The sequence below is a fragment of the Nonomuraea sp. NPDC050451 genome, assembly GCF_044458585.1.
The window spans coordinates 740,097-763,928 of record NZ_JBITHZ010000003.1 but is presented as its reverse complement, the minus strand read 5'-3'; the positions used below and the strand labels follow the sequence as shown (position 1 = coordinate 763,928).

Genomic DNA, 23,832 nt, shown 5'->3' with positions numbered 1-23,832 from the left:
ACGCGATATCGGCCGCCAGTCATGCACCCGAACAGTTTGGCGGGAGGGTCTTTCGCCACGCTTTCATCAGTCTGTCGCCGTCTTCCGTGCCCTCGGCAAGGGGGCGGCGATCGGCAACGCCGCTATTGGTCTGGCGCGAACGCGCCGGCCGGGAACGGATCCAGGCCGGCACGTCAAGGACTACGAACGGGTGTCAGCCCAGATGCCGGGCGAAGAACCGCAGCGAGCTGTCCGTCTCGAACCGCGGCAGATCTCCGTGCTTGCCGGGATTGGCGTGCAGCGTCTTCTCGGCCGAAGCGAAGGCGTCGAACAACGCCAGGCCCTCGGCCCGCGGAACCCGTTCGTCATCCCACTGCAGCAGGAACCGCACCGGCACGGTGATCCGCGTCGCGGTCTCGGCCAGCGCGGTAGCCCCGAGCAGGCCCAGCACCGCGGCCCGGACCCGGGGTTCCGCGGCGACGAACGGGACACCGAGCCCGCATCCCATCGACATCCCCCAATAACCCACCGGACCTGCGCCGACGTGGTCGAGCTGCTGGATCGCGGTGAGGACCGCCTGCCATTCCGCGACGGCCTGCCCGGCCCCGAGGTCGTGCATGGCGACGACCAGCGCGGCCGCATCCTCGCCGGCGGCCACACTGGCCCGGATCTCGGTTGCGATCCGGCCGAACTCCTCGCTCTTCGGCCGCTCACCGTGGTTGGGCGCGTCGATCGCGGCGACCGCGAACCCGCCCTCGGCGACGAACTGATGCGCGCGGGCCAGGATGCCGGGCGCCTTCTTGTGTTGCCCGCCGCCGTGTCCCATCAGGATCAGGGGACGAGCGCCGGGGGCGTCTTCCGGCGTCCACAGCACACCGGGGATCTCGCCGAGGGTTTCGTCGAGCGTGAAGAGCTGTTCGGTGACGCCGTTCGACGACGTCTGAGAGGTGAAGCGCACAGCGTTTCAAGCCTTTCGGGATGCCTTTTGCGGCGCTCCCTAGACCATGCGCGGGAGGGAGCCCCGACCTGTCACAGCGTTGATCGGTCTCACCTCCTTGAGCTCGCAGCGATGCACGGCGCCGCCGAAGGTATCACAGGCGCGGTGATGGAGTACGCTCACTTGCGTCTTACTGCGTTACCGGTTTGCGGTGATCTGTCCAAGCAGGTCCGTCGTCACGCGGTCGAGGCGGGCCGCGGCCACCGGGTCGAAATCCTTGCCGGACAGCGGCAACGGCTTGCCGCGCAGGTAGGCGGTGACGGCGGGTCCCGGCGCGGCGTCCAGCAGCGCGGCGATCGGCTCGATCGCCTTGCCGACCGGCATCGCGAAGAGCCGGGCGAGGGCCTTGGTGACGGCCCGCTTGGGCTGCGGCAGCGGATCGGCCATGCCCGTGTTCACGAAGCCGGGGTTGTAGAGGACATAACGCGTGCGGGCGGCCGGGTGGCGAGCGGGGAAACCGGCTCCCAGCAGGTCGTTGCAGCGCGAGGACTGCATCGCCGCCCGCATCCCCGTGTAACCGTCGCGCCATTGGAGGTCGTCCCAGTTGATGCGGCCCGGCAGGCCGCCGGGCCCGGCGATGTTCAGCACGACGGGCGCCGCCGCGCGTTCGAGGTGATCCATCAGGCCGTGGCCGATCACGAAGCGGCTCAGGTATGCGAGTGCGAAGGTGAACTCCAGCCCGTCCGCCGTCTCTTCGCGCTCGGGGCGGAAACGCTGGGCTGCGAACACCAGCCCGTCCACGGCCTCGGCCGTCGCCGTCACCTCCTCGACCACCTGCCGCATTCCCGCGACGGTGCTCAGGTCGGCCCGCAGAAACACGGCCCTGCCCTCGGCACCGAGCCGGTGCGCCTCGGCGAGGAAGGCCCGCCCCTTGCCTTCCCCGCTGGCCACGGCGATCACGCGGTCCCCACGCCGCAGGAAATGCAGCCCCAGGCCCTTGCCCATGCCGTCCGTGCCGCCAGTGATCACGTATGTACGCATTCCCGAGCCCCTCTAAGTCATCGGTCGGTGACAAGGATGCTAGGCCCGGCGACTAGTTAAGTCAACGAGTGATGACTTATGATGATTTGATGGACCAGCCGAAACGCCGCGACAAAGCCGCCACCCGCGCCAAGCTGCTCGACGCCGCCCGCCTGCGCTTCGCCCGCCAGGGCTACGACGGCACCGGCGTGCGCGAAATCGCGGCCGACGTGGGTGTCGATCCGGCGCTGGTCTTCCGCTACTTCGGCTCGAAGGAGCAACTCCACGAGGAGGCCGTACGCGTGGAGATCCCGGCCGGCCTCACGGACGATCCGGCACGTCCGCTCACCCACATCACCGACCAGCTGCTGCACGATGTCGTCTTCGCCGACTGGGAGCAGTTCGCCGGCGAGCACCCGCTTCTGGTGATGCTGCGCTCCGCGGGCCGCCCGGCCATCCGCGACCGGTTGCGTACGCAGATCTGCGAGGGCTACCTGCCCGACTTCGCCGAGCGGATGGGCGGCGAGAACCCCGCCCTGCGGGCCGAGCTGGTGGGCGCGCTCCTGCTCGGCATGGGTGTGATGCGCTCGCTGATCGGCAGCCCCGCCCTGAGCGACGCCTCCTTCGAGGAGACGCGCGCGCTGGTCGCACGGCTGGTCGCGGCTTTGAGCAGCTGAGCCGGGCACTGGGCCCTGCGCGACTTCATCGCAGTTCACCACGCGGGTGTCGGCGTCGCCGTTGCACGGCCGCGAAGTGGATCGGGCTTTGCGACGGACTACCGCTCGGGGTGGGGTCCAGCAGGCCCACCGCCCAGATGGGCGACGGGTGGGTGAGCTCGGCCCACCTACCCGGATGCCTACTCGTGGCGGGCTGTGCTTTCGCGGACGATGAGTTCTGTTGCCAGTTCGACCCGCTTGGTCTCCGGAGCCTCGCCGCGGCCCATCGCCAGGACCGTGCGGGTGGCCAGGGCGGCCATCTCCTGCAGCGGCTGGCGTACCGTCGTCAGGGGTGGCCAGGCCGACTTGGACAGGGGAAGGTCGTCGAAGCCCACCACGCTCAGGTCCTCGGGGACGCGAAGGCCCCGCTGGCGGGCCGCCTCGAACACGCCGAAGGCCATCAGGTCGCTCCCGGCGAAGATCGCCGTCGGGGGCGCGTCCAGGGAGAGCAGGGCGTGGCCCTCGTCGTGGCCCGACTCCACCAGGAACGTGCCGCGGCGGATCAGCTCGGGCTCGATCGGCGCCCCGGCCGTCTCCAGGGCCGCGCGGTAGCCGTCCACGCGGGCCTGGCTGCACAGCATGTCCGTGGGGCCGCTGATCATGCCGATGCGCCGGTGGCCGAGTTCGAGCAGGTGGCGGGTGGCGGCCAGGCCGCCGTTCCAGTTGGTGGCCCCGACCGAGACGACGCCGGGAGCGGGCTCGCCCTCCGGGTCGACCACGGCGAACGGGAGCGAGCGCGCGCTGAGCTGGGCCTGGATGCCGGTGGACAGGCGCGAGGCGACGATGACCACGCCGTCGGTACGGCGGGCGGCCAGGCGTTCGAGCCAGTCGCGGCCCGGTCCGGCATGGGTGTGCAGGACGGAGATGACCACGCTGGCCCCGGCCTCGTGGGCCGCGCCCTCCGCGCCGCGCACGATCTCCATGGCCCACGGCGACTCGATCTCGGCGAAGACCAGGTCGACCAGGCCGGCCGGGGTGTCGTCCTGACTGATGCGCCGCTGGTAGCCGTGTTCCTGCAGGAGTCGTTCGACTCGATGGCGGGTCGCCGGAGCGACCTCTGGACGTCCGTTGATGACCTTGGACACCGTCGGAATGGAGACCCCGGCCTCTTCCGCGATCAGTGCGATCGTCACCCGCCGCTTCGCTGACACGTTCGGGAGTGTATCCGAAAGTTTCGGTTTGGGATCGCTCCCACTCAAGGTGTTGACGCTTTACGCAGCGTTTACTTACGATCCAGGCAGCGAAACTATCGGGGAACTAAAGAAACTTTCGCGCGGTACGCCGTACCGTGCCCCATGAGTCACGCTGAGTCCCGCAAATCACGTGCAGGGGTCCGTACGGCAGGCCGAGCCAGTCTGAGGAAGGACCCCTGATGAAACGCAGTCTGGTGTTGATCGCGACCGCAGTGCTCATAACCGGCTGCGGCGGTGGGGGCGGTGGAGGCAGCAGCACGGCCCCCCAGCAGAGCGGCCCGGCCGCCAAGGTCACTCTTGAATGGTGGCACCTGTCGACCACGGAGCCGCTCAAGTCCCTCTGGGCGCAGCGGGCCAAGGAGTTCGAGGCCAAGCATCCCAACGTCACCATCAAGGCGACCGTCCTGGAGAACGACGCGTACAAGGCCAAGCTGACCACGATCACGCAGTCGGGCAAGGCTCCCGACCTGTTCGCCACGTGGGGCGGCGGCGTGCTCAAACAGCAGATCGACGCCGGGCTGGTCAAGGACATCTCCGCCGACGTCGCCGACGTCCTGCCCAACTTCACGCCGGCCACGCTGGGCGCGTACCAGGTCGACGGCAAGACGTACGGGCTCCCCACCGACATCGGCCTGGTCGGCTTCTGGTACAACAAGAAACTCTTCGCCAAAGCCGGCATCACGCAGCCGCCCGCCACGTGGTCGGCGTTCCTCGAGGACGTCAAGAAGCTCAAGACGGCAGGCGTCACGCCGATCGCCCTGGCCGGCAAGGAGAAGTGGCCGGGCCACTACTACTGGGCCTACCTCGCCATGCGCATCGCCGGCCTCGACGCGCTCAAGCAGGCGGCCGTCGACCACGACTTCACCAAGCCCGACTTCGTGGCCGCCGGACAGCAGGTCAAGGCGCTGGCAGACTTGCAGCCGTTCCAGAAGGGCTTCCTCGGCGCGGGGTACGGCACCCCGGACGGCCAGGCGGCCACCGTGGCGAACGGCAAGGCCGCCATGGAGCTGATGGGGCAGTGGGCGCCCGCCGTGCAGAAGGACGCCGGCAAGGGCCTCGGCGACGACCTGGGCTTCTTCCCCTTCCCCGCGGTCGAGGGCGGCAAGGGCTCGATCTCCGACGCGTTCGGCGGTGGCGGCGGCCTGGCCGTGGGCGCGGACGCCCCCGCGGAGGCCGTGCAGTTCGTGAAGTTCATGACCGAGCTGGGCAACCACTCCAAGGCCGTGGAGGCCGGCGGCGTGCTGCCGGTGCTCAAGGGCGAGGAAAGCGCGGTCAAGGACCCCAACCTCAAGCAGGTGGCGACCGCGCTGGCCGCGGCCGGCGGCTACCAGCTCTACCTCGACCAGGCCTACCCGCCCGCCGTCGGCCAGCAGGTCAACGACAGCGTGGCCGAGCTCATCGCCGGTACGAAGACACCGGAGGAAGTCGGCAAGGCCATCACCGAAGTGGCCAAGAGCGAAGGATGACGACCCTCCTCAAGGGGCCGGAGGCGGTCGCGCCTCCGGCCCCCGCCCCTGCCGCCAGGCGGCGCGGCCTCTGGGTGACAATCGCCCTGTTCCTGCTCCCCGCCCTGGTCCTCTTCCTGCTGCTGGTCGTCGCACCCATCCTCGTGGCGTTCTACGCCAGCGTCTTCAAATGGAACGGCTTCGGCGGCCTGCCGACCAACTTCATCGGGCTCGACAACTTCACCCGGCTTTTCGGCACCGAAATTTTCGGCCAGGACCTGTGGCACCTGCTGGTCCTCGTGCTGCTGTCGGTCTGCGTGCAGCTCCCGTTCTCGCTGGCCATCGCGATGCTGCTGAACCAGCGCATCCGCGGGCGGGCGCTGTACCGGGTGGTGTTCTTCGCGCCGTACGTGCTCTCCGAGGTCATCACCGGCGTGCTGTTCTCGCTGATCCTCTCGCCCGAGTCCGGCATGGCGAACCAGCTCCTGTCGGTGTTCGGGTTCGACTCGGAGTGGCTGGCCGATCCCGACACCGTGATGCCGTCGCTCTTCCTGGTGATGATGTGGAAATATTTCGGCTTCCACATGATGATCTATCTCGCGGGGCGGCAGAGCATCCCGAACGAGCTCATCGAGGCCGCCCAGATCGACGGGGCCACGAGCTGGAAGACCTTCCGGCACATCACGCTGCCGCTGCTCGGGCCCACGATCCGGATCAGCGTCTTCCTGTCCGTCATCTACACGATCCAGCTCTTCGACCTGGTGTGGATCCTCACCCAGGGCGGGCCGTCGCACTCGTCCGAGACGATGGCCGTCACGATGATGGACTGGGGCTTCAAGCGCTCCCAGGTCGGCTACGCCAGCGCGATCAGCGTGGTGATGTTCGCGCTCAGCCTCGTCTTCGCCCTCGTCTACCAGCGGTTCGTGATGCGCCGCGACCTGGAGGGCGCGACCACCTCGATGGGAGAGCGCCGATGATCCATCGGAAGAAGTCCTCGCCGCGGCGCAACACCCTGCCGCTGCACCTGGTCGCGTGGGTCGTCGGCCTGTTCATCATCATCCCGGTGGTGTACGCGCTGATCGGCGGCTTCAAGTCCACCAGCGAGCTGTCCACCAACCCGCTCGGACTGCCCAACACCTGGGCCACGGAGAACTACACCGACGTGATCGGCTCCGGCTCGTTCTGGCTGCAGCTGTGGAACAGCACGTTCATCGCGGTCGTGACGACCGTGCTGACCGTCGGGGTGTCGGCGCTGGCGGGATTCGTCTTCGCCAGGTTCGCCTTCCGCGGCAGGGAGCTGTTCTTCACGCTGTTCACGGCCGGCCTGATGTTCCCGTTCGCGGTGGCCATCCTGCCGATCTTCGTGCTGCTGCGCACGTTCGGGCTGCTGGGCAACCCGCTCGGCGTGATCCTGACGCAGGCGGCCTTCGGGCTGCCGCTGACGATCATCATTCTGCGCGGATTCTTCCGCGGCATCCCGGGCGAGATCGAGGAGGCGGCCATCATCGACGGCTGCAGTCCGTTCGGGTTCTTCTGGCGGATCCTGCTGCCGATGGCCAGGCCGGCCATCGCCACCGTCTCGGTGCTGGCCATCGTGGGGAGCTGGAACAACTTCATGCTCCCGCTCGTGGTCTTCACCGAGGAGTCGAGCTGGACGCTGCCATTGGGCATCCAGCAGTTCCAGGGCCAGTATGCCTCCGACACCGCCCGCATCCTGGCCTATCTGGTCCTGGCCATGGTGCCCGCGCTCGGGTTCTACGCCGTCGCGGAACGTCACCTGGTCGGCGGCCTCACCGCGGGCGCGACGAAGGGGTGATCACCTGCCACCTGCGGACGTGACTCGCCGCACACTGTCGCTTCCAGCTCTTGCGCTAGGTATGCTTCGCCTGCCCTAATTTAGGTAAGCCTTTCCTCAGGGAATGCCAAGCAAAACCTCAGCAAACGGGAGTAACGGTGTTCGCCAGTTACCTCATCGGACTGCGTGAAGGTCTCGAGGCGGCACTCGTCGTCTCAGTCCTGGTCGCATTCCTGGTCAAGAGTGACCGCAAGGACAAGCTCCCGCAGGTCTGGACGGGAGTGGGCGCGGCCGTCGCGCTGTCCGTGGGGTTCGGGGCACTGCTGACGTTCACCGCCGCCCACCTGGGGCACACGGGGCAGGAACTGTTCGACGCGATCACCTCGCTGCTCGCCGTCGTGTTCGTCACCTGGATGATCTTCTGGATGCGTCGGGCGGCCCGCGCGCTCTCCGGCGAGCTGCGGGGCAAGCTCTCCGAAGCGCTGGAACTGGGCTCGATCGCGGTGGTCGTGATGGCGTTCCTCGCCGTCGCCCGCGAGGGGCTGGAGACGGCGATCCTGTTCTTCGCCTCCGTGCAGGGCGCCGTCACCACGCCGGAGCCGCTCATCGGCATCAGCCTGGGGCTGCTCACGTCCGTACTCATCGGCTGGGGCCTCTACCGCAGCGCCGTGAAGATCAACCTCACCAAGTTCTTCACCTGGACGGGCCTGCTGCTGATCCTCGTGGCCGCCGGCATCTTCAAGTACGGCGTGCACGACCTGCAGGAGGCCAACATCCTGCCGGGCCTGAGCACGTACGCCTTCGACATCAGCAGTGTCATCCCCGCCGACTCCTGGTACGGCACCCTGCTGCAGGGCATGCTGAACATCACCCCCCAGCCCAGCGTCGCCGAGGTCATCGCCTGGGCCTGCTACCTCGTCCCCACCCTCTTCTTCTTCCTGCGCAACACGCGGGTGAAGTCCACGCCGTCGCCCGCTTCCTCCGCGGCCTGAACAGGAGCACCATGCGCACCCCCATTCGACTGTCCTTCGGGGCGCTCGCCCTGGCGACGCTGGCCGCCTGCGGCTCGGGGAACACCCCCGCCGCCTCCTCCGGCCCCGCCTCCGCCGCCGCCGCCAAGCCGGGCAAGATCACCGTGGCTGCGTCCGACACCGAGTGCAAGGTCGGCGCCTCCGAGGTCGCGGCCGGCACCACGACGTTCACGATCACGAACGGCGGCAGCAAGGTGACCGAGTTCTACGTGTACGCCCCCGGTGACCGCGTCATGGCCGAGGTCGAGAACATCGTTCCCGGGCTGACCAGGGAGCTCATCGCCGAGCTGCCGGCGGGCGCGTACGAGACCGCGTGCAAGCCCGGCATGGTCGGCAAGGGCATCCGCAACGCGTTCAAGGTGACCGGCGAGCACAAGGCGCTCACCGAGGACGCCAAGCTCGCCGACGCGGTCGCCAGTTACAAGCGCTACGTCAAGTCGCAGAGCGACACGCTGCTGGTCAAGACGCAGGAGTTCGTGGACGCGGTCAAGGCCGGGAAGATCGACAAGGCCAAGGAGCTGTTCCCGGTCGCGCGTACGTACTGGGAGCGCATCGAGCCGGTGGCCGAGATCTTCGGCGACCTCGACCCGGCCATCGACGCCCGCGAGGCGGACCTGGCCGACGGCGAGGAGTGGACCGGCTTCCACAGGATCGAGAAGGACCTGTGGATCAAGAAGGACATCAGCAAGGACGGCGCCATCGCCGACAAGCTGATCGCCGACGTCAAGACGATCGTGGACAAGTCGAACGCCGCCGAGCTGACCCCCCTGAACCTGGCCAACGGCGCCAAGGAGCTGCTAGACGAGGTGGCCACCGGCAAGATCACCGGCGAGGAGGACATCTGGTCGCACACCGACCTGTGGGACTTCGACGCCAACGTCGAGGGCTCCAAGGCCGCCGTGCAGTCGCTCAGGCCGGTGCTGGAGGATCGGGCTCCCGACCTGGTCAAGACGCTGGACGAGAAGTTCGCCGCGGCCGAGGCGGCGCTCGACGCGCACCAGAAGGGCGACGGCTGGAAGCTGCACAACGAGCTGTCCAAGGCTGACCTGAAGACCTTGTCGGACGCGATCAACGCGCTGGCCGAGCCGATCAGCAAGATCGCGCCGGTCATCACCAAGTAGCGGGAGGTGCCGGCAATGAGCCAGCGGGTGAGCCGCAGGGGGCTGTTCGGGCTGGGGGCCGCGGGCGCCGCCGTGGTCGGGGCCGGTGTCGTGGCCGCGAACACGCTCTTCGAGGAGGCGCCGGTCGCGCACGCCTCCTCGACCTCCGACCCGTTCCCCTTCTATGGCGAGCACCAGTCGGGCATCGTCACGCCGGCGCAGGACCGCCTGCACTTCGTGGCGTTCGACGTCACCACGGACAAGCGGGCCGAGCTGGTCGAACTCCTGCAGGAGTGGACGGCGGCGGCCGCGCGGCTGACGCAGGGCAAGGAGGCCGGGTCGTACGGGGCGGTGGGCGGTGCGCCGGAGGCCGCGCCCGACGACACGGGCGAGGCGCTGGGGCTGCCCGCGTCGGGGCTGACGCTGACGATCGGGTTCGGGGCGTCGCTGTTCGACGACCGCTTCGGGCTGAAGGACAAGCGGCCGGCCGCTCTCGCCGATTTGCCGAAATTTCCGGGAGAGCAGCTCATTCCGGAAATTTCCGGTGGAGACATCTGCGTGCAGGCGTGCGCTCACGACCCCCAGGTCGCCGTGCACGCCATCCGCAACCTGGCCAGGATCGGCTTCGGCAAGGTCTCCGTACGCTGGTCGCAACTCGGCTTCGGCCGTACGTCGTCCACGTCCCGCTCCCAGTCGACCCCGCGCAACCTGATGGGCTTCAAGGACGGCACCAACAACCTCAAACTGGAGGACGCCGCCCTGCTCCGCGACCAACTGTGGGCCTCCGCGCAGGACGGCAGCGACTGGATGGCGGGCGGCTCCTACATGGTGACCAGGAAGATCCGGATGGCGATCGAGACCTGGGACCGCACGTCGCTCGTCGAACAGGAGCAGATCTTCGGCCGGGACAAGGGCGAGGGGGCGCCGCTGGGCAAGAAGGCCGAGTTCGACCCGGTGGACTTCGCGTCCAAGGGGGCCGACGGACAGCCGCACATCAAGAACGACGCCCACGTACGGCTCGCCCACCCGACCTCCAACGGCAACGCGCACCTGCTGCGCCGCGGCTACAACTTCGTGGACGGCTCCGACGGACTCGGCCGCCTGGACGCGGGCCTGTTCTTCATCGCCTACCAGCGCGACCCACGCAAGCAGTTCGTACCGGTACAGATGAACCTGGCCAAGAACGACACCCTCAACGAGTACATCAAACACGTCTCCAGCGGCCTGTTCGCCTGCCCACCCGGGGTCCGCGACGCCGGCGACTACTGGGGACGCACCCTCTTCGGCTGATCAGCGGCAGCACCCACCCGCGCCCCGTTTACCGGGTGGGCCCGCTGGCCCCCACCCCCGGGCCAAAGGTCTTCGCAAGGGGGCGCTTCGCGCATGGGAGCTCAGGCGCCGCTTCCAGTCGGGCCAAGCCCCGACCCCTGTAGGGCTTCGCGCCGCTCAGCCGCCTGCGCGTCCCATTTGGCCGTTTCGCACCCTTGGGACGGGCGTGATCGTCACCACCAGGTTCTGCATGGTTGTCGCGGAAATCAACGGCAGGAGCGACGCGGGTGGCAAGGACCGTCTTAACGGCTCATGCGGCTTGGGCTGTAACCGGTGGCGTCCGGAGGCCGGTGTAAATCAGGCGTGTTGGGGTCGGAGGTGGCCGCTGAGATCAGGAACGTAGTGCTGTTGTGGCGGATTGGAGCAGGTGGACAAGGCTGTCGCGTTGGGTGCTGGGCCAGGCACTGAAGCGGGTGGTCAGGGTGGTGTTGATGACCTGGCGGAATTGGCCGGTGACCGCCTCGCCCTGGGGGGTGAGGTGGACGCGGGTCATCCGGCGGTCGTTGGGGTCGGGTTGGCGGGTGAGCAGGCCGCGTCGCTGAAGCCGGTCGACCAGGCCGGTGATGTTGGTCTTGTCGCAGTGCAGCAGGGTCGCGAGCTCGCCGAAGGACGGCTGCAGATGCTGGGCGAAGCACAGCAGTTGCGCTTGCTGGGGGGTTAGTCCCAGCCGGCGGCTCGCCGTGCTGAACAGGCCGTCGATCTCCATGAAGACGCCGATCAGCGTCTCGACGAGTTCGTCATCGGGTGCGGCGGCCATGGCAGGCAGTCTACTACCTGGACAGTTGACACCCTCTACCAAACTAGTCGATGCTATGGACTATCCATAGCATCGACTAATTGGAGAGGTTATGCGTATCGAGGATCGGGTCGCAGTCGTCACCGGCGGATCGCGCGGCATCGGACGGGCGATCAGCGACCGGCTCGCCGCGGCGGGGATGCGCGTCGTCATCGGCTCCCGCGACCAGGAGACGGCCGCGCAGGCGGTGGACCAGATCAAGGACGCGGGCGGGCTGGCCACCGCGGTCCGCACTGACATCACCCGCCCCGAGGCGGCCAAGGAGTTGTTCGATGCGGCCGAGAGCCAGTACGGCCGGGTGGACGTGTGGGTGAACAACGCGGCCACGGCGACCGCTGGACCGCTGGCCCGCGCCACCGATGACGACTTCGACCAGTTCCTGCAAGCCAACGTGCGGTCCACGTTCGTGGCGCTGCGCGAGGCCGCGCAGCGCATCAGCGACCACGGCCGGATCATCTTGATCTCTTCCGCGCTGACCGTGTCGCCGCTGCCCGGCATGGCACTGCTGGTCGCAAGCAAGGCCGCCGGTGACCAGCTCGCCCGCACGCTGGCCTGGGAGGTGGGCTCCAGATCCGTCACGGTCAACAGCGTCCTGCCCGGCCTGACCCGTACCGACGTCATCGACACCGTGCCCCAGCACGTCATTGACGACGCCAAGGCCCGCACACCGCTGGGCCGCCTGGGCGAACCAGCCGACATCGCCGACGTCGTCGCGTTCCTGGCCTCCGACGCCGCCCGCTGGATCACCGGCCAGACCATCAACGCCGCCGGAGGCATGATCTAACGAGTTGGCGCCGGGCCAGGGCCGGATGACGCACAATCCTGAAGACCTTGGCCACGATCACCGGACCGTCCGCAAGCTGGTTACGCGGTCGCGGTGATGGTCTGGTGATCGGCAGGGTGGGGGCGGAGCTGGCGAGGTCGAGGAGCGAGTGGCGCAGGTCCCGCAGGAGCCGGAGCCCTGCGGGTGTCATGGTCAGTCCGCGGGAGGCGCGGCCGGGTAGGTGGCGCGGTAGCGGTCGATGAACTCGCGCAGGCGGTGGTCGATCAGCTCGACCAGTTGCGGACCGGGCTCGGCCTTCAGGTCGCTGGTGTCGAAGACGGCCCAGTAGCGGTCGCGGATCTCGGCCCGCATCCCCGCAGGGGTCTTCGCCATGACATTGCGCAGGCGATGGATCAGACATCTTTGGCGCAGCGCGGCGGGGAAGACCTGCTCGATCGCGGCGATCAGGCCCTTGGCACCGTCAGAGATGACTGGCAGCGGGCAGGCCAGCCCACGGTCGCGCAGGTCGGTCATGAAGTCGGCCCATGCGTCGGTCGACTCGCCCTATCCCGGGGCGAGGCCGACGAAGGCCGGCTTGCCGTCGGTGGTGCTGCCCCATGCCGCCAGGATCGGTTCGGTCGGCAAACCAGGGTGCATCCGGAAGAACGAGGCATCCAGGACGTCATCCAGCTTCCGGCGGGCCCAGGCGTCGTACTCGGCTCTGATGGCCTTGCAGACCTCGCTGACGGTGGACTTGGAGATCGCGGCCTGGTCGCCGAGCGCGTCAGCGAGGGTGGCCTCGACGTCACGGACGGACAAGCCGCGCACGAACGAGGCGATCACCAGCGACTGGTCGGCGATACACGTGCGGACGCGCCCACTCCCCCAGGACGCCGGCGTAGGCGCCTTGGTTGCATCGTCGCTGCTTGAGGGCCAGCCACCCACGATGGCCCAGAACTCCAGCGAAGAGGCACGGGGTCATTCGTCGTCTGGATCTGCCGGCTCCACGGTCGGTGCGATCTGCAGTGGTGTCGCGGCCCCGCCGGCGATCTCGCGCCCTTGATTCAACGTGTAGTCAAGCTGCCTGGCCAGGAGCGGGAGGGTCGCCGGAGGTAGATAACCGTCAGCGCCGGCGTCGAGCAGGCGTCGGACCGGGCCGTGGTACTGAACTCCGAGCTCGTGGTCCTCGATTTCGGTGACGATGACGCGAGCTTTGGGGAACATCGAGCGGAGCCCTGCAATCAACTGCGGGCTGCCTGCAGGTACCAGCAGCACATCGGTGGTCGCGGGAGCCGCATGCATATCGAGCACTACGTAGTCCGCCCCGAGCTGGGTGGACAGCGCAACCCGAGCCGCAGTCGACAGCTCCATCGCGGTGGCCACGACTGTCACGCTCTCGTAGTCGATCGGTGCTTGATCGTCGGCCTCATCTGGCGCTTCGCGATCGACGACAGCGCCTTGGACCACGTCAATGGTGCTGGAGATCGTCGCGATCGACGCGCCGTCACGCGTGAGGACCAAGTTCTCGCCAGGCTCGAGGGCGTCGATGAGCGCCACGACGTCTTCGGGAAGGCGGGTCACGTCGATTCGCTGCGTGGAGCGTGGAGCGCGTTTGCGGATCATCATGCCTGGGACACGCTCACGGCTGCGAGGGCACCCTGCGTCATGAGCGGCCCCGGTCGCCTGGCGAAAGGCCCCTCCACGGTGACATGGTCGCCTGCCCGGAAGTGCCGCTCAGCCACATGATCACATGAGTCCCTTCTGATGCTGTGATCTTGTTGGATGCCGCGACACGACCATTGGTTCGAGGCCGCGCCGGAATTTCTCTCATCGTCCGTGTCCGCGCCCATCGACGGCGACGCGAAGAGTTCCGGGCCACATGGTGGGGCCAAATCCTGCTGGTATTCCGCACCGACAAAGATCGTGAAGTCGGGTCGATACGCTTGCCCGGCGGGGCATGACCGGCGGGTTGAAAAGCACGTCTGTGATTGTGCGCCAACGTTCAAGATGGTGATGCGGGCGGCATTCAGGATGGCGATGTGAGGGAGCGAGAAGACCCCGGCGAGATGTGACGTTGCCGGGGTCTTGATGTGCGGCATGTCGGCTTGGTGCTCGTGCTGCCGTGTCTGATGAGGGTCAGCGCATTGCGCTCATGGCGCGTTCGATCTTCTCGCTCGGATACGGCGTGGTCCTACGGGTGCCGAACAGGTCCCAGTAGAAGTCGTTCATGGCCGCCGCCACGGGAGCGTACCGGCGGATCACTGCCGCTACAGCCGGCGGGGCACCAGCGGGGTCCGCTCCGTCTGCGCACGCGCGGATGTACTCGTTGCGTTGTGCCGGTATGCCGTTCGGCGGCGTCTTCACCCCGCAGATTTCGGTGACGAGCCAGTTGACCAGCCGCATCAGCGCGTAACCGATGTCGTGGGTCCGGTTGCGCTCCAGGAATCCGATCTCCTGCGTGGACAGGTCGAACCGAGTGGAGGTCGCCAGTCCGAGGTCGGCGATGTACAGGCGTTCGCCATCGGTGAGGATGTTGCCGAAGTGGCCGTCGAAGTGCGTCAACTCCTGGCCGTTCATGAAGGCCACGTCGGTGAGCAGGCACGACTCGACCATGGCGCTTGCCGCTATCGCAGCGTCCTGGCCGGCGGTGAGCTGAGCGGCGAGCCAGTCGCGGAGGTTGTAGGGGATGAACTCCTGAAACAGCACGATGCCGGCCGAGGCCCGGGCAAGGGCGTGGAGACGATCCCGTACCGCCGCCGATCCATCCCAATACTGCACGACCGCCTCGACGTCGGCGTGCTCATCGATGGGTGGCGGCGCTCCCGGCAGCACCCGCCAGTGATACAGCAGCGGAAAGGCCGCACTGCGCCCGGCCAGGACCCAGTTGGTCGTCATGACGCTGGCCGCGAGTTCACGCCACGCACCGAAACTCGGCCCACCGATCCCGTACTGGCAGAACGGAGGCAGCCCGAACAGGTTCGCGGTGGACATCACGTTGCCCGCCTGGCGCTCCAGGTCGGTCAGCGGGATTCGCTTGGCGAAGACCGGCACGCCATCGATGGCCAACAGTACCGAGGTACCGCCGATCCCCGAGCCCAGAGTCTGCGCCTGCTCCAATAGCTCGCCGAGCTGCCGGTCACTGTGCAACGCCAATGCACTTGCGACATCGCTGTATCGATGGACACGCTCACTTTGCGACATGTCCAACCGTGTATTTTGCAGGTCCAATGGCAGGCACCCTTCGTTCGCCGCGCAGTGATCAACTTCGCGTGTCAGACGCTACACCTGTCAGGGATGGGCTTTCCGGGTTCATCCCGCGAGAACACAGTGGCCAGGATCGAGACGCGTCGAGAACGATCCGGTCGGCGAGTTGGGCTTCCAGCCCGGCGATCCGATTGTCCGGGAGCCGGCTGTTGTCACGGGCCGCCGTAAGCCGCTCCTGCAGACGGTGCGTTTGTTGGATGAGTGCGCTGCAAGGCGATCTCGCAGTGGGCGTGCTTGAGAGCGGCCTCCGCGCAGGCACAGGTTCAAAGCCGCCCTCGGACCGTAAGAACATGATGGCTGCAATCAGCTGTCCACGACGAAGGAATTCGTCGATTCGATCACGAACCTGCGGGGACAACTCTGCCCACCACCTATCCCGCACTTCTACACCTACCAGTCTTGCCAGCGATGAGACATCCGCCCCGAACGTACCCGCTACCTGGAAGGGCTGCGCTGCTGTGCATATCGCGCGACCGCACTCGTGCGGGCCGTCCTCGTCCTGCAACTCGTCGAAGAGAGCCCTTACTCAGGATGAAAGGGCTCAATCTTTAGATGGGCAATTCAGGCGGCTATGCGCTTTTATGCGACCGGCTGGTGATCGGCATTCGAGCTGAAGCGCGTCTTCGAGGGACGCCGGGCAACTCGAAAGGTGGACCTCAACGTGATTATCTGGCCGCCTGGTTGACCTCGAGTCGACTCTAGGATGAATAATCCTTCCGCCCGACGCCCGACATGGATGGGCAGGAAAGGATTCCGCATGAAGTACCGCACGATCGGCAGCGATCCGAAGACCCGCCGTGAAGTCAGTGTGCTGAGCCTCGGCGCGATGCTGTTCGGCACCGCTACGGATGAGGCGACGTCGTACGCCATCCTCGATCATTTCGTTGAGGCCGGCGGAACCTTCATCGACACCGCCAATAACTACGCCTACTGGGTCAATGGCACTCAGGGAGGTGAAAGCGAAGCGCTGCTCGGCCGCTGGCGACGCAGCCGCAACGTCACCGACGAGATCGTCATCGCCACCAAGCTCGGAGGGCGGCCCAACGCTCCGGCGACCGGCCTGAGCCACGACCTTGAAGGCTTGTCCGCCCAGGTGATCCGGGAATCCTCGGAGCGGAGCAGGGAACGGCTCGGTGTGGACAAGCTGGACCTGCTGTACGCGCACGCGTACCTCGAGGGTTCCACAGTGCCGCTGGAGGAGACCGTCGAGGCGTTCGCGGGTTTGGTCGAGGACGGCACCGTGGCTCTCCTCGGGGCGAGCAACCACTGGTCGTGGCGACTCGAGCGGGCCAGGAACCTGGCAGCCGCGGCCGGGCTCCCCGGCTATGAGGTCCTGCAATATCACCACTCCTACCTGCGACCGCGTACCGATCTGCCGACCCTGCGGTCCAAGGACGGCAACCTCGGCGTGGTCGGCGGGAACCTGCTCAGCTACCTGCGAGCCGAGCCCGAGATCACGCTGGTCGCCTACTCCCCCTTGCTGGGCGGCGGCTACGTACGTGACGACAAGCCGCTCGATGCCGCGTTCGACCACCCGGGCACACCTCGGCGTCTCGCGGCGCTGCGGGAAGTGGCGAAGGAGACGGGAGCGACCGTCAACCAGGTGGTGCTCGCCTGGCTGATAGGCGGCGACATTCCGGTGATCCCGCTGGTCGGCGCTTCCTCCGTCGAGCAACTGGAGGAGAGCCTGGCCGCGGTGGACCTGGAGTTGACGGCGGAACAGCGGGCGAAACTCGACGCCGCGTACTGACACTCCAGCCGCGCCCGCAGCGCTGCGCCGAGCCCCGATCCCGACCTGGTCGATCAGCGCCGGGTGGTGGACGCGTTCCTGGCCGCCGCGCTGGTGTCCATCCTCGACCCCGACGTGGTGCTGCGCGCCGACGGCGGTGGACTCGTCGGCGGTCTGAAGGGCATCCGGGGTGTCGCGGCCGTGGCCGGGAAGGCTCGCCATCTTCCAGCGCATGGCCACCGACGCCACCGCGCGTCCTGCCCTGATCAATGGTGTCGCCGGCCTGGTCAACACCCTTGACGACCAGCTGATCTCCGTCACGAGCTTCGCCATCTCCGACGGCAGGATCGCCACGATCGACATCCTGTCGTGCCCCGACCGGCTGGCCCGGCTCGGCCTCACCCGCCTGGAGCCGTGATAGCCGACCCACGCCGACGCTGCTTCGTCGCCTCCGCGTGGAGGGACCTCGGTGACCTTGGCGATGGCGGCGGCGCTCGGCGCGGCGCTCGTGCCGGCCACCAGCTTCGAACGACGTCCCGGGTACCGCGCAGGGCGATCGCCTGCTTGGCGCGCCTTCGTGATCGCTACATGCCTTGCTGCCGACGGTCCCACTGTGGGAGCCGGTGATGAAGGCCGCGTCAGGTCGGCGGGGGTTCCGGCGGGCGATCAGGTCGGCTGCGGTGTCGTGTCAGCGGCCGCGTCAGTACGACAACGGCGCGGTATCAGAGCGGTCGGCGACCGTAAATGCCATGAACGGTTCAGCGCCTGTCCGTTCAGTTGAATCTCGTAACAGCTTGAAGGAGCTCACCACCATGTCGATCACCCTCACCGACCAGGACAAGACCACCCTGCGCATCGCCGCCTGGGGCGCCGTCTCGCTGATGTCGGCCGCCGGCGCCGCCGGCTCGGCCCACAAGGTCGCCACCGAGGGCTCCATCGCCCTGACCTCCGCGACCGGCCTGGCCGGACACGTGCTCACCAAGGCGCCCAAGGGCGTCAAGTACGGCAAGTCCGTGGCCGAACTCGCCGACCAGGTCCTGCCCGCGCTGACCGCATCCATGAGCCTGCTCAAGCAGCAGGACCCGGCCGAGGCCGACAACTTCCGCCGCACCGTCGTCGTCGCCATCGAGGCAGCCGCCGGGACCCACCGGGGCCAGCCCAGCCCCACCCTGGCCGACATGGCCCGCAAGATCACCGCAGCCCTCGACGCCGCTTGATGGGATGCCGACGCCACAGCCGTGTCACGGGGTCCTCTCCGGACCCCGGCTCATCCCCGCCGACCAAGGATTTCGAGCTGCTCATCGTGCCCGCTGCCTGCACGACGTCCGCAAACGCGCCTGGGACTTCCTGGTACGCGAGCTGATGAGCACCCAGCCCCCGGCCTAGCGCCCCCGCACCATCGATCCCGAGTTGCTCGGCGAGCTGTTCGCCTGATTGCGACACCAGAGACGAGGAACCATGACAACCCAATCCCCACCAGCGATCACGGCGCTGCACCGGCGCCCGGTCCTCCGCGGCAAGGTCTTCCGGCGAGTGGCGGTCACGGCGCTGGCGGCCACGCTGCTGGCCGGGGCAACCGCACCCGGGGTGGCCATCGCGGACAGCAGCGTGGCCGTGCCGAAGGTCGCTGCCGGGCAGGATCGCCCGGATCTGCAGAAGGCCATCCAGGAGTGGGTCGATGACGGTTACGCCGGGATGCAGATGCGCGTGCACGATGAGCGGGGCGACTGGGTCGGCAGCGCCGGGGTGCGCAAGCTGGGCCAGAGCGCCAAGCCGCCGACGAACGGGCGGTACTGGATAGGCAGCACCACCAAGACCTTCACCGCGACCCTGGTGCTGCAGCTGGTGGCCGATGGCGAGATCGGGCTGGACGCCGCGGTGGCCGATTACCTGCCCGAGCTCGGGCTGGACCGGCGGATCACCGTGCGGATGATGCTGCAGCACACCAGCGGGCTTTTCAACTACACCGGCGACTTCGGCCCCGACGGGACGTGGGTGCCGGGCATCCCCTCCACAGGCAAGGAGTGGGTGGACAACCGGTTCCACACCTACCAGCCCGAGGAGCTGGTACGGCTGGCGCTGTCCAAGCCGGCGAAGTTCGCGCCGGGGGCGGGCTGGAGCTACGCCAACACCAACTACACGCTGGCCCTGCTGCTGATCGAGAAGGTCACCGGCCACTCGTACGCCGAGGAGATGAAGCGGCGGATCCTGCGGCCGCTCGGGCTGCGGGACACTGTGGTGCCGGGCGCCCGGCCGGACCTCCCCGGGCCGCACGCCCACGGTTACTACCGCTACCAGGACGCCGACCAGTGGAAGGTGGTCGACGTCACCCGCCAGAACCTCTCCCTGCTGGCCGGCGCCGGTGACATGATCTCGACCACCCAGGATCTCCAGACGTTCATCTCCGCGCTGGTGGGCGGCAAGCTCCTGCCGGCCCCGCTGCTGGCCGAGATGCGCAAGCCGGACCCGAGAAGCGACGGCCTCTTCGGCCGCTACGGCCTCGGGATGTACGTGCTGGACACGGGCCCGGACTGCGTCGGCATCATCCTCAACCACGACGGCAGCCCTCCGGGTGGGTACGGGTCGCTGATGTACAGCACGCCCGACGGCAGCAAGACCCTGACCGCCTCGCTGACCATGGGGGACACCCCAGTCGACCAGGCAGTGGTGTTCCCGAAGGCGTTGAACAGGCTCATCAAGCAGGTGTTCTGCGGCGGGCAGGCCGGATCAGCCGACGAGGCCAAGCCGACCCAGTAGACCCGTACAACTTGAAGAGGGACCCCCTACGGTCCTTAGAGCACCAACCAGGCCACGCCGAGCTTGCTGAGCTCGACGTGGCCGGTCCACATGCACGGACGTCCAGCCGAGCACGCACAAGCGGTCGACGAACCCGGCCGAAGGAGTGCCTGCTCGGCCGTGGCGTGCGTGGTCGTAGCTTTGCGGCCGACGTGCTGGCCTGCCACCGCCATAGCCCGACAGGCGCCAGCCGACTCGGTTTGGGGCTCATGGCAAGGTTCTTACCGGCGCCCAATGACAATCACCGGACGGCCTGCCCCTCGGGGGCGAAGCTCGGCCATGATGCCGCGCCTTGTGATGGCCGTCCCGACAAAGCCCGGCCGCCAGGAACGGAACCTGCCGGGCCCAGGACTGCGGGATGGCGGCGGTCAACGCCGTTGGTCGGTCTGCTTCGGGTGTCCAGTCCCCACACGGGTGATCCACAAGGTGCGTTCCCCGTCGTCGATCGCGTACCACAGCCGACCGCCGGACGTGGTTTCGTACTGCCACTGTTCGAGTGCTGCACCGGCCACTTTCACGATGCCGAGCGCACCTTTGAGCGGGTGCTGGCGGCAGTCCACACGTCGAGGATCGCTGGTGATGGCCACCCATGCCCGGTCCAGGTTTTCCGGAGCCTGGGCGAGCAGATGTGTCCGCCCCTCAGCGGCGCGGCGATCGGCGAATCGAACATGCCATGGGTTCGGGCGCGGAACGTCGTCTCCCCGGCCTGCCATCAGGAATCGTCTTTCGGACGGGCGACGTCTGGTCCGTCGCCGGCGAAGGGCCCCTGCAACTCGCCGGCGAGACGCGGATCGCTCCAGATCACCGCGGTGGAGCGCCATGAGGTCAACGACCTCCCGAACGGCAGCAACTCTCCCGTGTCCGCCCCCGCGATCAGGTTGCTGAGGAGCTCGCGTACACACTCCTGACGTTCCGTGTCGGGGAGCCAGGTGAGCCAGGGAAGCTCCTCCGCCAGAACTTCCTCCGCGAGTGCGCTGTTGCGGCGGGCCACGATGGCCAGCGCGCGAGCGGCGATACGCAGGCTGGTCATCCCCGCCTGAAATCGCTCGGCGCGCATCAGGATGAGGTTCTCGTCATCGCGCCGTTCGAGGACGACATCGGCGTTGTCCAGTGTGGGAAGGACCTCTGAAGGGCCTCTCAGGAACGCGCTGTACGGAAAGCTCTTGGTCGTCACCTCAGCAGGTTATCTGAAGTAGTTCAGATGTCGATCCCGCCGCTCTGGCGGTCAGCTCGTGGTGGTGCGTGAGGAGTGGCTATGAGCGGCAGGCTCCGCCGGCTGCCGTGCTTGCGGGTCTCGCCCGTGCGACGCGGTGGACATGCCACAGGATGTACACCTTCACGCTACTCATCCCCGTCGAGATCGAAGGCGACGTCGGCGAGGCGGACCGTCCGGACCTCCGAGTCGTCCAGGAGCTTGCGCAGGTCGGCGAGTTTCCAGCGGTCGACGACGAGCCCGTACACCAGCCCCTCCTTGGCCGCCCCGGTGAGCCATCCGACGGACAGCTGGAACTCGCTGAGGTCGTCCCCTCGCCAAGCTGCCTGACCCACTTGCGGAACTCCGTCAGCGCCGCCTCGGGCTCGGTCTCGCACTGATAGATGACGTCCTCCCAGGTGGTCTTCTCGGGCATCTCGCGGTTCCAGACGATCGCGTTCAACGGAGGGTCGCCGCTCGAGTCTTCGTAGTAGTACGGGGAGTAGATGTAGGAGACGCTCACCCCTCCGCAGATCTTGTGCTTCCGGTTGAAGGCGACGAGCCGCTCGCTGGTCATCGGCTGCTCGAACTCCACGACCGCGACGGCGTTGAGCGTCTGGGGAAGCTCGTCGATGGTCGTCCGAACATCTTCCGGAGCGGTGTCGGGGTCCGACTCGACGGCGTCAAGCGCGTCGGCCAGGCTGCCGGACGGCCCGGCAAGGGAAGGGGCACGGACGGTGCCGAACAGGTTCTGCTCGATGTCGTACTCCCTCGCGCCCTCGCTGGGACCGGCCCGGCGCGGCTCTCCTCGCAGCGTGTAGGTCGTGTTCAGCAGCGATCCGATGTGGCCGTAACCGTCCGACAGCCGTTTGTCCGGGTTCGCGACGCGGGCGGCCGTGCCGTACACCATGGCCATCCGCTCATCGTCGGAGTCGATGACCAGCCCCAGAAACCGGTCGGTCGCGCTTAAGGCCAGGTACAGCGCCGTGGTGACGGCCAGGACCTTGACGAGAGACCGGGCCGCGTACGCCCAGTCGGTCTCCCTCGCGTTCATCGGCGCGCGCTCCTGCCTGCGGTCTAGATCAAATGGGGGTACGGCGCACCATAGCGGCTGTGACTACGCACCGTGCAGAACCTGTCAGCCGATGTCCCCCATGACGATCAGCTTCCATAGATCAAGTACGACGATCCGTGTCCTGCCACGGCCTATCTCCATGACCGTGGGCTTTGTGACGTTGCTCCGCTGCGTACGGCGGATCAGGTACGCGCCGCCCTCTATGCACTGCTCGTACTCGACATTCCCACGGGTGAGGTACTCCCTAACCCTCGTTCGCGTCCCCGGGGAGTCGTACGGGAACCACTCAAGGCCAGGCATACCCGAGGCGACCACGGGGGTTGCGGGAACCGTGCCCTCGTCGTCACTCCTGCTCATGACGTGCTGGTCCCGACGCTTGGCCGGATCGGGCAGGGATGGGTCACGTGGCGGTTCGGGCAGCAGATAGCGCCGAGGCTGGCGAACCGCGCGCCCTGCAACCACTCGCCCCACTGCACGTCAACGCCACGCGGCAGCGCATCACGCGCGTATTCCAGCCGCTCCTCAAGGGGGATGCCCTCGGGCAGCAGCAGCGCGCCAGCTACCTTGCCGTACTCGGCTGCCAGCCATTCGGCCGCCTCGTTCACCTCGTGGAACGTGGCCGCGATGCGGGATGCGGGCTTGGCCAGCCAATCACCGGTCCGCATCGGCGGTAGCGGCGAGGTGGGGAAGTCAGGCGATGACGGGCGGCGCTCCGCCTCGTTGGCGCGATCCGCGCCGTTGCCCGTCCACTGGTAGGCATGCCAATGCATGGTCAGGGTGCTCCGTAGAGTGCGGGGGCGGCCCCTGCTTACTGAGACTGAGCAGGGGCCGCACCTTGCGGTGGTGCTAGATGGTGGTCACGCCAGCGGCACGCAGTTCGGCACCGCTGAACCGGAGGGTCCCAGCATCGGGGTTCTTCGAGTCACGCAGCGCGTAGGCGTCGTCAACGCCCGGGATGGGGGCGATCTCCACGCAGGACTCCATCTCGTCGTTGTCCTGGTTGCCGCCGCACAGCCTGCTGAACGGCACGTCGCCGAGCTGTTGCCGGTACAGCTCCATGGTGCGGTTCTCCTCTCGTTCGGCCCCTGGGGTCGCGGGGCGGGCTTCCCAGACGCGGACGCGCCTGGGCGTTTGGAACCCCCGGCCCGCCGCCCGCCGCCACCTGCAATCGGCGGGCCAGGGCGGCTCAGGATGGCCCAAGGCGGGGCCGTCTCCCGCTGTGGATCAGGTAGGACTGCCACGCCAGGGCGGACGCGAGCGCGATGGCGTCAGGCCGCCGGACGGTTTGCACGGCCCCGGCCGTCACCATCTCGACCGTGAGCCTCTGGCGTAGCCGCGCCGTCCACAGCACCTGTCCGGACGGGTCGCGTTCGCGGTCGATGTCCCACAAGGGATAGGTGCTGCGCAGCACCGACAGTTGGCGGGCCGTCCAGTCCTGCAAGGCCGCCGCCTGCGCGACAACCTGGCGCACGTTCTCGCTTGCGACCCGCAGCAGCGCGTCTAGCTCGGCGTCCGGCAGCGCCTGTTCTGTGGCCATCTCACGCGCCTTCCGTCAAGAGGGGGGCATGCGGCGTGCGGACAACCCTGCTGGTGGTCGTGGTCGTCAGCTGATCGAGGCGGGGGGAATGGGGTGATGCCCTAAAGTTGCCCACAGGTCAGGAGGTCCTTCCTG

At 67.7% G+C, this 23,832-nt stretch carries 25 protein-coding genes and 1 pseudogene; 12 read left to right on the top strand and 14 right to left on the bottom strand.

Annotation, left to right across the window (positions count from 1 at the left end; translation table 11 throughout):
* Positions 1-193 precede the first annotated feature (193 nt).
* Both ACIBI9_RS14860 and ACIBI9_RS14855 read right to left on the bottom strand, forming a co-directional pair.
* Positions 194-937, bottom strand: a complete 744-nt coding sequence (locus ACIBI9_RS14860; protein ID WP_397222555.1) for a dienelactone hydrolase family protein — start codon at positions 935-937, stop codon at positions 194-196.
* 177 nt (positions 938-1,114) lie between these two features.
* Positions 1,115-1,957 (bottom strand): SDR family NAD(P)-dependent oxidoreductase, encoded by an 843-nt coding sequence (locus ACIBI9_RS14855; RefSeq protein WP_397222554.1) that lies wholly within the window; start codon positions 1,955-1,957, stop codon positions 1,115-1,117.
* A gap of 89 nt (positions 1,958-2,046) precedes the next feature.
* On the opposite strand from ACIBI9_RS14855, the gene ACIBI9_RS14850 reads away from it, so the two are divergent.
* Entirely contained in the window at positions 2,047-2,613 is a 567-nt protein-coding gene (locus ACIBI9_RS14850; RefSeq protein WP_397222553.1) for a TetR family transcriptional regulator, read from the top strand.
* A 179-nt stretch (positions 2,614-2,792) separates the two neighbouring features.
* Here the strand turns inward: ACIBI9_RS14850 and ACIBI9_RS14845 are convergent, their stop codons facing one another.
* Positions 2,793-3,803, bottom strand: a complete 1,011-nt coding sequence (locus ACIBI9_RS14845) for a LacI family DNA-binding transcriptional regulator (RefSeq protein ID WP_397222552.1) — start codon at positions 3,801-3,803, stop codon at positions 2,793-2,795.
* A gap of 221 nt (positions 3,804-4,024) precedes the next feature.
* Between ACIBI9_RS14845 and ACIBI9_RS14840 the strand changes: the two genes are divergently transcribed.
* The 6 genes from ACIBI9_RS14840 to efeB all read left to right on the top strand — a co-directional run bounded on the left by ACIBI9_RS14840 (position 4,025) and on the right by efeB (position 10,506).
* Positions 4,025-5,311 (top strand): extracellular solute-binding protein, encoded by a 1,287-nt coding sequence (locus ACIBI9_RS14840; RefSeq protein ID WP_397222551.1) that lies wholly within the window; start codon positions 4,025-4,027, stop codon positions 5,309-5,311.
* The gene (locus tag ACIBI9_RS14835) at positions 5,308-6,267 is read left to right on the top strand and encodes a carbohydrate ABC transporter permease (RefSeq protein ID WP_397222549.1); all 960 of its coding nucleotides are present in this window, start codon (positions 5,308-5,310) and stop codon (positions 6,265-6,267) included. Before ACIBI9_RS14840 ends, ACIBI9_RS14835 begins: the two co-directional genes overlap by 4 nt.
* Complete coding sequence (locus tag ACIBI9_RS14830) at positions 6,264-7,106, top strand: carbohydrate ABC transporter permease (protein WP_394502472.1); 843 nt, start codon at positions 6,264-6,266, stop codon at positions 7,104-7,106. The genes ACIBI9_RS14835 and ACIBI9_RS14830 overlap by 4 nt, the downstream gene beginning before the upstream one ends.
* Positions 7,107-7,243: 137 nt before the next feature.
* Positions 7,244-8,077, top strand: a complete 834-nt coding sequence (gene efeU / locus ACIBI9_RS14825) for an iron uptake transporter permease EfeU (protein WP_397222548.1) — start codon at positions 7,244-7,246, stop codon at positions 8,075-8,077.
* 11 nt (positions 8,078-8,088) lie between these two features.
* Positions 8,089-9,237: an iron uptake system protein EfeO gene (gene efeO / locus ACIBI9_RS14820; RefSeq protein ID WP_397222547.1), complete on the top strand. Its 1,149-nt coding sequence runs from the start codon at positions 8,089-8,091 to the stop codon at positions 9,235-9,237.
* Between the two features lie 15 nt (positions 9,238-9,252).
* Positions 9,253-10,506 carry an iron uptake transporter deferrochelatase/peroxidase subunit gene (efeB, locus tag ACIBI9_RS14815; protein ID WP_397222546.1) on the top strand — a complete coding sequence of 418 codons (1,254 nt, stop codon included), beginning with the start codon at positions 9,253-9,255 and terminating at the stop codon, positions 10,504-10,506.
* Between the two features lie 370 nt (positions 10,507-10,876).
* Here efeB and ACIBI9_RS14810 read toward each other — a convergent pair whose 3' ends face one another.
* Positions 10,877-11,302: a MarR family winged helix-turn-helix transcriptional regulator gene (locus ACIBI9_RS14810; RefSeq protein WP_397222544.1), complete on the bottom strand. Its 426-nt coding sequence runs from the start codon at positions 11,300-11,302 to the stop codon at positions 10,877-10,879.
* Between the two features lie 91 nt (positions 11,303-11,393).
* On the opposite strand from ACIBI9_RS14810, the gene ACIBI9_RS14805 reads away from it, so the two are divergent.
* Positions 11,394-12,125: an SDR family NAD(P)-dependent oxidoreductase gene (locus ACIBI9_RS14805; RefSeq protein ID WP_397222543.1), complete on the top strand. Its 732-nt coding sequence runs from the start codon at positions 11,394-11,396 to the stop codon at positions 12,123-12,125.
* Between the two features lie 192 nt (positions 12,126-12,317).
* Here ACIBI9_RS14805 and ACIBI9_RS14800 read toward each other — a convergent pair.
* From ACIBI9_RS14800 to ACIBI9_RS14790, 3 genes and pseudogenes are all read right to left on the bottom strand, one after another.
* Positions 12,318-12,947: pseudogene (locus tag ACIBI9_RS14800) on the bottom strand (transposase).
* A gap of 135 nt (positions 12,948-13,082) precedes the next feature.
* Positions 13,083-13,730, bottom strand: a complete 648-nt coding sequence (locus ACIBI9_RS14795; protein WP_397222541.1) for a hypothetical protein — start codon at positions 13,728-13,730, stop codon at positions 13,083-13,085.
* Between the two features lie 510 nt (positions 13,731-14,240).
* Complete coding sequence (locus tag ACIBI9_RS14790) at positions 14,241-15,305, bottom strand: serine/threonine protein phosphatase (protein ID WP_397222540.1); 1,065 nt, start codon at positions 15,303-15,305, stop codon at positions 14,241-14,243.
* Positions 15,306-16,125: 820 nt separating this feature from the next.
* Between ACIBI9_RS14790 and ACIBI9_RS14785 the strand changes: the two genes are divergently transcribed.
* The 4 genes from ACIBI9_RS14785 (at position 16,126) to ACIBI9_RS14770 (ending at position 19,854) form a co-directional block, all read left to right on the top strand.
* Positions 16,126-17,118 (top strand): aldo/keto reductase, encoded by a 993-nt coding sequence (locus tag ACIBI9_RS14785; protein WP_397222539.1) that lies wholly within the window; start codon positions 16,126-16,128, stop codon positions 17,116-17,118.
* 211 nt (positions 17,119-17,329) lie between these two features.
* The gene (locus ACIBI9_RS14780; RefSeq protein WP_397222538.1) at positions 17,330-17,515 is read left to right on the top strand and encodes a hypothetical protein; all 186 of its coding nucleotides are present in this window, start codon (positions 17,330-17,332) and stop codon (positions 17,513-17,515) included.
* Positions 17,516-17,909: 394 nt separating this feature from the next.
* Complete coding sequence (locus tag ACIBI9_RS14775; RefSeq protein WP_397222537.1) at positions 17,910-18,314, top strand: hypothetical protein; 405 nt, start codon at positions 17,910-17,912, stop codon at positions 18,312-18,314.
* A gap of 241 nt (positions 18,315-18,555) precedes the next feature.
* The gene (locus tag ACIBI9_RS14770; RefSeq protein WP_397222536.1) at positions 18,556-19,854 is read left to right on the top strand and encodes a serine hydrolase domain-containing protein; all 1,299 of its coding nucleotides are present in this window, start codon (positions 18,556-18,558) and stop codon (positions 19,852-19,854) included.
* A 407-nt stretch (positions 19,855-20,261) separates the two neighbouring features.
* Here ACIBI9_RS14770 and ACIBI9_RS14765 read toward each other — a convergent pair whose 3' ends face one another.
* The 7 genes from ACIBI9_RS14765 to ACIBI9_RS14735 all read right to left on the bottom strand — a co-directional run bounded on the left by ACIBI9_RS14765 (position 20,262) and on the right by ACIBI9_RS14735 (position 23,697).
* Positions 20,262-20,606, bottom strand: a complete 345-nt coding sequence (locus tag ACIBI9_RS14765; protein WP_397222535.1) for a hypothetical protein — start codon at positions 20,604-20,606, stop codon at positions 20,262-20,264.
* Complete coding sequence (locus ACIBI9_RS14760; protein ID WP_397222534.1) at positions 20,606-21,067, bottom strand: hypothetical protein; 462 nt, start codon at positions 21,065-21,067, stop codon at positions 20,606-20,608. Before ACIBI9_RS14760 ends, ACIBI9_RS14765 begins: the two co-directional genes overlap by 1 nt.
* A 79-nt stretch (positions 21,068-21,146) precedes the next feature.
* Positions 21,147-22,139 (bottom strand): hypothetical protein, encoded by a 993-nt coding sequence (locus tag ACIBI9_RS14755; RefSeq protein WP_397222533.1) that lies wholly within the window; start codon positions 22,137-22,139, stop codon positions 21,147-21,149.
* Positions 22,140-22,223: 84 nt separating this feature from the next.
* Positions 22,224-22,517, bottom strand: a complete 294-nt coding sequence (locus ACIBI9_RS14750) for a hypothetical protein (protein WP_397222532.1) — start codon at positions 22,515-22,517, stop codon at positions 22,224-22,226.
* Positions 22,514-22,930, bottom strand: coding sequence for a hypothetical protein (locus tag ACIBI9_RS14745; protein ID WP_397222531.1), 417 nt, complete (start codon positions 22,928-22,930; stop codon positions 22,514-22,516). The genes ACIBI9_RS14750 and ACIBI9_RS14745 overlap by 4 nt, the downstream gene beginning before the upstream one ends.
* A gap of 76 nt (positions 22,931-23,006) precedes the next feature.
* Entirely contained in the window at positions 23,007-23,219 is a 213-nt protein-coding gene (locus ACIBI9_RS14740) for a DUF397 domain-containing protein (RefSeq protein ID WP_397222530.1), read from the bottom strand.
* A gap of 127 nt (positions 23,220-23,346) precedes the next feature.
* Complete coding sequence (locus ACIBI9_RS14735; RefSeq protein ID WP_397222529.1) at positions 23,347-23,697, bottom strand: hypothetical protein; 351 nt, start codon at positions 23,695-23,697, stop codon at positions 23,347-23,349.
* Positions 23,698-23,832: the final 135 nt, after the last annotated feature.